Below are 8,646 nucleotides of genomic sequence, written 5' to 3' on the forward strand. Positions count from 1 at the left end.
CTTGGTACCCCACCGGTCGGCCTTCACCCGCCCCACCGGTTTCGCCCATGAATGGCCCGCTGGGACACTAGATTCCACAAAACTCACCAATGGCATTGCCGACGAACGAGCTCCCCCTGACCGCCGACCCCCTCGATCGCGACGACAAGACGCCGGCCGGCCCACGCGGCGCGGCGGCGGAGCCGTCGAGCCCCGTGAAGATCCTGGTGGTCGACGACCGCTCCGAGAACCTGCTCGCGATCGAGTCCGTGCTGCGGAACCCCGAGTACGAGCTCGTGAAGGCGCGCTCGGGCGCGGACGCGCTGCGCTTCCTCCTGCGCGACGACTGCGCGCTCATCCTCATGGACGTGCAGATGCCGCAGCTCGACGGCATCGAGACGGCGCGGCTCATCCGCGCGAACGAGCGGACCCGGGCCATCCCGATCGTGTTCGTGACCGCCATGAGCGACGAGCAGCGGTACGTCGCGCGCGGGTACGACGCAGGCGCGATCGACTACCTCCTGAAGCCGGTCGATCCGGAGGTGCTCCGCGCGAAGGTGGCCGGGTTCGTGGAGCTGCACCGGGCCAAGCAGGAGATCGTCCGTCAGGCAGCGCTCCTCGCGGAGCAGGAGAAGCGCGAGCGGCAGCGGGCGGTCGCGCAGCTCGAGCTCAAGAACCTCCGGCGCGAGCGCGCCGCCCAGGAGCGCTACCGCCGGCTGATCGAAGGCATCACCCACGCGATCGTCTGGACGATCGACCCCGATACGCTCGCCTGCACGTTCGTGAGCCCGAGCGCCGAGGCCCTCATCGGCCACCCCGTCGAGCGGTGGACGGGCGGGCCGGACTCCTGGCGCGCGCTCGTTCCCCAGGAGGACCGCGCGCGGCTGCTCGCCGCCCTCCGCAGCCTCTCGCCGGGAGAGGAGGGGGCCGCCCTGGAGCATGGCCTCGTCCACGCGGACGGCCGCACGCTCCGCTTCGAGACCGATCTCCGGGTCGTCCCCGCCGAGGAGGAGGGGCGGTTCGAGGTGCGCGGCTTCTCCGTCGACGTCACGGACGCGCGCCTCGCCGAGGAGGCCCTCGAGTTCCTGGATCGCTCGGGCGCCGCCCTGGCGGAGTCCCTCGACCTCGCCACGACCGCGGAGACGGTTGCCCGGCTCGGCGTGCCGTTCATGGCCGACGCCGCGGTGGTCCACGTCGAGGCGGTCGACGAGCTCCCCGCCATCCTGGCGGCCGCGCACCGCGATCCCGCGCGCGCGGACGCCCTCGGCGCCCTCGTGCGTGCGGCCCCGCTGGCGCCGCCGCGGGAGGACGGGCGCGCCGAGGTCTGCGAGGACGTCCGGCGGCTCCTGCCGCCCGAGGCGGCGAGCCGCGCGCAGGAGCTCCTCGGAGAGGGGCCGGTCCGGCTCGTGTCCGTGGCGCTCAGGGGCCGCGACCGCACGGTGGGGACCCTCCGGTTCGTCGCGGGTCCACGCCGCGACGCCGCGCGCGAGCTACGCCTCGCCGAGGAGCTCGGGCGCCGCGCTGCGCAGGCCCTCGACCACGCCCTCGTGTACCGGAGCGCCCAGCACGCGGTGAGCGTGCGCGACGAGTTCATCTCCATCGCGTCGCACGAGCTGCGTACGCCCCTCACGCCGTTGCACCTCCAGATGAAGGCCCTCCAGCGCGGGCTGTCGGACCTCCCCGAGGGGCCGCGGCGCGGGACGCTGCTCGAGCGGCTCTCGACGTGCGCGCGGCAGGTGGACCGCATGACCCGCCTCGTCGCGAACCTGCTCGACGTGACGCGCATCCACGCGGGACGCCTGGAGGTGGACCGCGAGCCGATGGAGCTCGGCGAGCTCGTCGCCGACGTCGCGGGACGGTTCCGGGACGAGCTCGCGCGTGGCGGGCGGCGGCTGGAGGTGAGGATCGCGCCCGGGATCGAGGGGAGCTGGGATCGGCTGAAGCTCGACCAGGTGCTCACCAACCTGGTGTCGAACGCCGTGCGCTACGGCGGACAGGGGCCGGTCTCGATCGAGCTCCGGCGCGAGGCCGGCGACGCGGTCGTCGTCGTCGCGGACCGCGGGATCGGGATCGCCGCCGAGGATCTCTCGCGCGTCTTCGAGCGCTACCACAAGGGGATGAACTCCCGCGCACACGGCGGGCTCGGCCTCGGGCTCTACATCACGCGGCGCATCGTCGAGGCGCACGGCGGAACGATCGCCGTCGCGAGCCGGCTCGGCGAGGGATCCGCCTTCACGGTCTGCTTGCCGCTCGAGCGGGCGCGGTAGCGCGGCCGGACGCCGAGCGGATCAGGCGGCGGCGCGCGGGCCGAAGTCGACGATCTCGACCGGGTTCGCCGCCATGCCGAAGGTGAGCTCGTCGCGCCAGCCCTCGGCGTCGCCGCCCACCTGGAGCGGCATCGGGCGCTCGAACCGCAGCGCCACGCGGTCCGCGTGGAAGTCGAGCAGCCCCGCGTGCGCGAACTCGCCGGACCAGATGCTCGGCAGGTTCAGGAGCACCGTCGGCACGCCGATCGAGGTCGCGATCCGCAGCTGCATCATGCCCGGCGCGCGATCGGCGTACGGGAACGCACGCAGCCCCATGCCGTAGTAGGGGACCGTGCTCGCGGCCGCCATCATGCACGGGCCCGCGTAGAGGAGCTCGCCGTGCGCGATCGGCCGGCCGATCCGCTCGCCCCGGGCGTCGAGCCGCCACGCGGCGCGGCCGGCGTTCACGATCTCGCAGTAGGCCGGGCGCCGCTCGAGGAGGTAGCGGGGCGCGGAGCGGAGCGCGACCGCGAGCCCGTAGCCGGAGGCGCCGATCCCGAGCTTCCGGAGCGGGGTGCCCGAGAGGCGGTCGCGGATCCAGTAGTAGTCGTTCACCACCGCGGCATCGACGCCGACGCCTGCGAACGGGGTCCGGCGGCCGGCGCAGGTGAGGAGGTCGAGGCGGCGTACGCCGCCGATGTCGCCGCGCAGGAAGCGCGCGAGGTCCTGGGCGTGGCGGCGGGGCGTCGCGCCCACCATCTCGGCGACGGCGTTCCCCGTGCCGAGCGCGAGGACGCCGAAGCGCGGCGGGCGGGCCGCGCGCCGCTCGGCGCTCTCGAGGATCCGGTTCACCCACGCGACGAACGTCCCGTCCCCTCCACCCGTGAAGACCGTGGCGTAGCGGCGCGCGACCACCTCCTCGGCGATCTCGGCGGCGTCGTCCTGGCTGCGCGACAGGTAGAGGTGCTCGCCCGGCACGACGCGCGAGAGGGCGCGCCGGACCTCGGCGTTCACCTGCTTCGCGTTTGCGTTGAGCAGGACCGCGACCTCGGCGCCCAGCCCGGCGACCGGATGCTCGGAGAGGCAGGGGTACCGCTCGGCGCTGACCATTCGAAGCATCGTGACCCCGACGAGGATGTGACGCGGATGTCGCGATTTTGAGCAAGCCGGGTGCCACGGCGCGTCAGGACCACGAATGTCCAGCAATTCGGGGACTTGCGGCTCGCCTGCCCTCGCCCAGGGGGGCCGCGCGGCGCGTCGCACCGGTGGCGGACCGCGTAGCGGGCTACGCACCGGAAATCGCGACGAGCGTCGTTTGACAGGGAGGTTCGCGGCCTTACGTTGCCCCCCGTCCAGGAGGACTTTCAGAGCATGGCCAAGATCATCGGCATCGACCTCGGCACGACGAACTCCGTCGTCGCAGTGATGGAAGGCAAGGACGCCGTCGTCATCACCAACGAGGAGGGCTCCCGCATCACCCCGAGCGTGGTCGCCTATACCAAGGAAGGGGAGCGGCTCGTCGGTCAGGTGGCGAAGCGCCAGGCGATCACGAACCCGGAGAAGACCGTCTACTCCATCAAGCGGTTCATGGGGCGCCGGTTCTCCGAGGTGCAGGACGAGATGAAGCGCGTCCCGTACCACGTCGTGGAGGGGCCGAACGGCGACGCGCGCATCCAGATCGACGCGAAGCAGTACTCGCCGCCCGAGATCAGCGCGCAGGTGCTCCTCAAGCTGAAGCGGGCCGCGGAGAACTACCTCGGCGAGAAGGTGACGGACGCCGTCATCACCGTCCCCGCGTACTTCAACGACGCCCAGCGCCAGGCGACCAAGGACGCGGGCGAGATCGCAGGGCTGAACGTCCGGCGCATCGTGAACGAGCCGACCGCGGCCGCGCTGGCCTACGGCCTCGACCGCAAGAAGAACGAGAAGATCGCCGTCTACGACTTCGGCGGCGGCACGTTCGACATCTCGATCCTCGAGGTCGGAGAGAACGTCGTCGAGGTGCTCGCCACGAACGGCGACACCCACCTCGGCGGCGACAACCTGGACCAGAAGGTCATCGACTGGCTCATCGCCGAGTTCCGCAAGGACACCGGCATCGACGTGTCGAAGGACAAGATGGTGCTCCAGCGCCTCAAGGAGGCGGCGGAGAAGGCGAAGATCGAGCTCTCCTCGATGATGGAGACCGAGATCAACCTGCCGTTCCTGACCGCCGACCAGACGGGCCCGAAGCACCTGTCCATCAAGCTCTCGCGCGCCAAGCTCGAGCAGATGGTCGAGGACCTCATCGAGCGCTCGGTCGAGCCGACGCGCAAGGCCCTCGCCGACGCGAAGCTCTCGCCCGACCAGATCGACGAGGTGGTCCTCGTCGGCGGCCAGACGCGCATGCCCGCGATCACCGACCGGGTGAAGAAGCTGTTCGGCAAGGAGCCGAACCGGTCCGTGAACCCGGACGAGGTCGTCGCGATCGGCGCCGCCGTGCAGGCGGGCGTCCTGTCCGGCGAGGTGAAGGACATCCTGCTCCTCGACGTCACGCCGCTGTCGCTCGGCGTCGAGACGCTCGGCGGCGTGATGACGCGCCTCATCGAGCGGAACACGACCATCCCGGCGAAGCGCTCCGAGGTGTTCTCGACCGCCTCCGACAGCCAGACCTCGGTCGAGATCCACGTGCTCCAGGGCGAGCGCGAGATGGCGCGGGACAACCGCACCCTCGGGCGGTTCCACCTCGAGGGGATCCCTCCCGCGCCGCGCGGCCTGCCCCAGATCGAGGTCACGTTCGACATCGACGCGAACGGCATCCTCAACGTCTCCGCCAAGGACAAGGGGACCGGCAAGGAGACGAAGATCACCATCACCCACTCCTCGGGCCTCGCGAAGGACGAGGTGGAGAAGATGGTGGCCGACGCCCATTCCCACGAGGCGGACGACAAGAAGCGGCGCGAGGAGGTCGAGCAGCGGAACCGCGCCGAGAACCTCGCCTACCAGATGGAGAAGCTGCTCAAGGACAACAAGGACAAGCTCCCGGCGGACGTCGTCAAGGAGATCGAGGACGCGGTCGGGGAGGTCCACAAGGTCCGCGAGAAGGGCAGCGCCGACGAGGTGAAGGCGGCGACCGACCGGCTCGAGCGCGCGAGCCACAAGGCGGCGGAGGAGCTCTACAAGACCGCCGGCCCTGGCGCCGCGCCGGGCGCGCCGGGCCCGCAGGAGGGGGCGCCGGCCGGCGAGGAGAAGAAGAAGGAGAACGTCGTCGACGCCGAGTTCAAGCAGGTCTGACCGGCGGCGGCCCCGCCTTCGGGCGGGGGCGGCGTCAACGTCTCGGGGTCGCCCGCGTCGCGCGGGCGGCCCCGCTTCATTTTTCGGGGTCGCCTCGCGCCGGCTCGCGCCGCGGGCCTCGCGGCCTTACCATCCGCGCCGTGCACCTCACCGTCCTCTCCCGCTCGACCGCCATCTACACGACCCGCCGGCTCGTCGAGGCCGCCCGCGAGCGCGGGCTCTCGACGCGCGTGATCGATCCGCTCGACGTTCAGATGGGCCTCGGCGGCGCCGCTCCGGCGCTCTACTGGCGGCGCCGCCGCTTCCCCGCGACCGACGTGGTCGTGCCGCGCATCGGCCTCTCCATCCACCAGTACGGCCTCGCGGTGGTGAACCAGCTCGAGCTCCTCGGCATCCCCGCGCTGAACGGCGCCTGGGGCATCGCCGCGAGCCGGAACAAGATGCGCAGCCTGCAGCTCCTCGCGGCGAGCGGCCTGCCGGTGCCGCGCACGGTCATGGCGAGCGATCCGTCGGGCATCAAGGACATGGTGCGGGTGGTCGGCGGCGTCCCCGTGCTCGTGAAGCTCCTCTCGGTCAACGAGAAGAGCGGCGTCATGATCTGCGAGAGCATGCAGTCGCTCGAGGCGGCGCTCGAGGCGATCCTCGGGCTCGGCCAGAACATCGTCGTGCAGCAGTACCTCCGCGGCGCGAAGGGGCGCGACCTGCGCGTGCTCGTCGTGGGCGGAGAGGTGGTGGCGGCGATGCGGCGGAGCCCGCCGGTCGGGCGGCTCGCCCGGACCCTGCGGCGCGGCGCGCGCTTCGAGCCGGTGGAGCTCCCGCCCGAGTACGCGCGGATGGCGGTGGACGCGGCGCGGGTGCTGAAGCTCGAGGTGTGCGCCGTCGACATGCTCGACGCGAAGGGCGTGCCCCGCGTCTTCGAGGTGAACAGCTCGCCGTCGATCAAGGAGGCGGAGACGGCGTGCGGCGTGGACGCGGCCGGGAAGATCGTCGAGCGCGCCATCGCGCTCGCCACGACGGCGCGGCGCCCCGCCGCGGGGGAGCGGCCTCCGCGCCGCACCGCGCGCGGCCGCGCCGTGTGAGCGCCGGCTTGAATGCATGGCCGCTGCCCGCCGTCCCTGGTATGAGAGCGGTCGCATCCCGCAAGGAGCTCGCATGATCCGCGCCCTCGTCGCAGTCGCCCTCGTCGCCGCCGCTCCGCTCGCCCGCGCCGCGGATCCCGCGGCGGAGGCCGCGCAGAGCTACCGCATCGACACGCAGGGCACGACCTCCGACCTGAAGGCGGGCGGGAAGGGGACGCTCGTCCTCGCGATCGTCCCGCTCTCGAAGGTGCACGTCCACCCGCAGGCGCCGCTGAAGATCACGCTCGAGGCGCAGGGGCTCACGCTCGAGAGGACCTCGCTCGGCCACAAGGACGCCGTCGACCCCAAGTCCGAGGCGCCGCGCTTCGAGGTCCCGTTCCTCGCCGCCGCGGCCGGCAAGCAGGTGGCGAAGGCGAAGCTCGACTTCTTCATCTGCTCCGACCAGTGGTGCGTGAAGCAGACCCGCGACGTCGCCGTCCCCGTGAACGTGAAGTGAGGATCCGGCGCGTCCGCCGGTCGAGCGCCGGCGTGCGCTCCTGGAGCGCCATCCCATGCGCGTCGTCTACGGCCTGAACCCCGTGCGAGAGGTGCTGCGCGCCGGCGGCGAGGGGCTCTCGGAGCTCTGGCTCGCCGAGGGCGGCTCGCGGGGCGCCGCGTTCGCGGAGCTCGAGCGGCTCGGTCGCGCGGCCGGCGCGAAGGTGCGGACCGCGCCGCGGGCGAAGCTCGATCGGCTCGCCGGCAGCGATCGCCACCAGGGGGTGGTCGCCGTCGTGACCGACTTCCAGTACGCGACGCTGGAGGACATCCTCGCCGCCGCGCGGGCGAGCGGCCGTCCACCGCTCCTCGTGGTGCTCGACGGCGTGGAGGACCCCCACAACCTCGGCGCCATCATCCGCTCCGCCCACGCGCTCGGCGCGCACGGGGTGGTGATCCCGAAGGACCGCGCCGTGGGGGTGACGCCCGTGGTCGCGAAGACCTCGGCCGGGGCGGTCGAGCGTTGCCCCGTGGCCCGGGTCACCAACGTCGCGAAGACGCTGGAGGCGCTCGAGCAGGAAGGGATCTGGTCGGTGGCCCTCGCGGCGGACGGCGACGGCCCCCTCGCAGCTCTCGATCTCGAGGGCCCGATCGCCCTGGTGCTCGGGAGCGAGGGGGAGGGGCTCCGCCCGCTCGTCCGCAAGACGTGCGACCACTCCGCGCGCATCCCCATGATCGGGGATCTCGACAGCCTCTCCGTGTCGGCCACGGCGGCAGTCGCCTTGTACGAGGTGGCACGCCAACGGGGCAGGTAGCCGCCCGATTCGCCCGGCGACGTGCGGCCTTGACAAGGCTCGGGAGGTCATCTAAAAGGCACCGCTCCACGCAGCACGGGGCGGGTCGCCGGCAGGGAGCGCGCCAGCGGACCGCAGCCAGTTCCGGAAGGATCTTGCTGGCGTAGCTCAGTCGGTAGAGCAGCTGCCTTGTAAGCAGCAGGTCGCGGGTTCGAATCCCACCGCCAGCTCCAGGAGCAGTGGGGTCGAACGCGAGGTCGAAGGTAGAACACGGTTCCTGGAGGGGTTCCCGAGCGGCCAAAGGGAGCAGACTGTAAATCTGCCGGCTTACGCCTTCGGTGGTTCGAATCCACCCCCCTCCACAGTCAGTTCATCCTCTCGAGTAAAAGGGATTCGCCAAAAACCTTGCGGGAATAGCTCAGTTGGTAGAGCGTCAGCCTTCCAAGCTGAATGTCGCGGGTTCGAATCCCGTTTCCCGCTCCAGTGAGAGGTCGGATCGACGAATTCAGATGCCCTCGTAGCTCAGTCGGTAGAGCGCGTCCTTGGTAAGGACGAGGTCTCCAGTTCAATCCTGGACGAGGGCTCCAAACTCAGACGGCGCGCATCGGAGGCTGCTCGCGCCAACGGCACCCACAGCAGGAGCGAATCATGGGCAAGGAGAAGTTCGAGCGCAGCAAGCCGCACGTGAACGTCGGGACGATCGGTCACGTCGACCACGGCAAGACGACGCTGACGGCCGCCATCACGAAGTACTGCGCGACGAAGGGTCGCGCGCAGTTCATGGCGTACGATCAGATCGAC

Annotated in this window: 7 protein-coding genes and 4 tRNA genes; 10 read left to right on the forward strand and 1 reads right to left on the reverse strand. The window is 71.4% G+C overall.

The annotated features are described in order from the left end of the window. Positions 1-89 precede the first annotated feature (89 nt). Positions 90-2,246 (forward strand): hybrid sensor histidine kinase/response regulator, encoded by a 2,157-nt coding sequence (locus MNY62_RS20400; RefSeq protein ID WP_242346200.1) that lies wholly within the window; start codon positions 90-92, stop codon positions 2,244-2,246. A 21-nt stretch (positions 2,247-2,267) separates the two neighbouring features. On the opposite strand, the gene MNY62_RS20405 is transcribed toward MNY62_RS20400, so the two are convergent. After that, positions 2,268-3,335: a diacylglycerol/lipid kinase family protein gene (locus tag MNY62_RS20405; protein ID WP_242346201.1), complete on the reverse strand. Its 1,068-nt coding sequence runs from the start codon at positions 3,333-3,335 to the stop codon at positions 2,268-2,270. A gap of 261 nt (positions 3,336-3,596) precedes the next feature. Here MNY62_RS20405 and dnaK point away from each other — a divergent pair, with 261 nt between their 5' ends. From dnaK to MNY62_RS20450, 9 genes are all read left to right on the forward strand, one after another. Beyond that, entirely contained in the window at positions 3,597-5,498 is a 1,902-nt protein-coding gene (gene dnaK, locus MNY62_RS20410; protein ID WP_242346202.1) for a molecular chaperone DnaK, read from the forward strand. Between the two features lie 140 nt (positions 5,499-5,638). Then, entirely contained in the window at positions 5,639-6,577 is a 939-nt protein-coding gene (locus MNY62_RS20415; RefSeq protein ID WP_242346203.1) for an ATP-grasp domain-containing protein, read from the forward strand. Between the two features lie 73 nt (positions 6,578-6,650). Then, the gene (locus MNY62_RS20420; protein ID WP_242346204.1) at positions 6,651-7,073 is read left to right on the forward strand and encodes a hypothetical protein; all 423 of its coding nucleotides are present in this window, start codon (positions 6,651-6,653) and stop codon (positions 7,071-7,073) included. Between the two features lie 55 nt (positions 7,074-7,128). Continuing rightward, positions 7,129-7,866 carry a 23S rRNA (guanosine(2251)-2'-O)-methyltransferase RlmB gene (gene rlmB, locus MNY62_RS20425; protein ID WP_242346205.1) on the forward strand — a complete coding sequence of 246 codons (738 nt, stop codon included), beginning with the start codon at positions 7,129-7,131 and terminating at the stop codon, positions 7,864-7,866. Positions 7,867-8,002: 136 nt separating this feature from the next. Beyond that, a tRNA-Thr gene (locus tag MNY62_RS20430) sits at positions 8,003-8,078 on the forward strand. A 46-nt stretch (positions 8,079-8,124) separates the two neighbouring features. Continuing rightward, positions 8,125-8,207: transfer RNA gene (locus MNY62_RS20435), tRNA-Tyr, on the forward strand. 45 nt (positions 8,208-8,252) lie between these two features. Next, positions 8,253-8,328: transfer RNA gene (locus tag MNY62_RS20440), tRNA-Gly, on the forward strand. A 28-nt stretch (positions 8,329-8,356) separates the two neighbouring features. Further along, a tRNA-Thr gene (locus MNY62_RS20445) sits at positions 8,357-8,432 on the forward strand. Positions 8,433-8,493: 61 nt separating this feature from the next. Further along, positions 8,494-8,646 (forward strand): GTP-binding protein (locus tag MNY62_RS20450; protein ID WP_242346206.1); only part of this gene is annotated, 153 nt, incomplete at its 3' end.

The organism is Anaeromyxobacter terrae (assembly GCF_022690685.1).
GTDB classification, from domain to species: domain Bacteria; phylum Myxococcota; class Myxococcia; order Myxococcales; family Anaeromyxobacteraceae; genus Anaeromyxobacter; species Anaeromyxobacter terrae.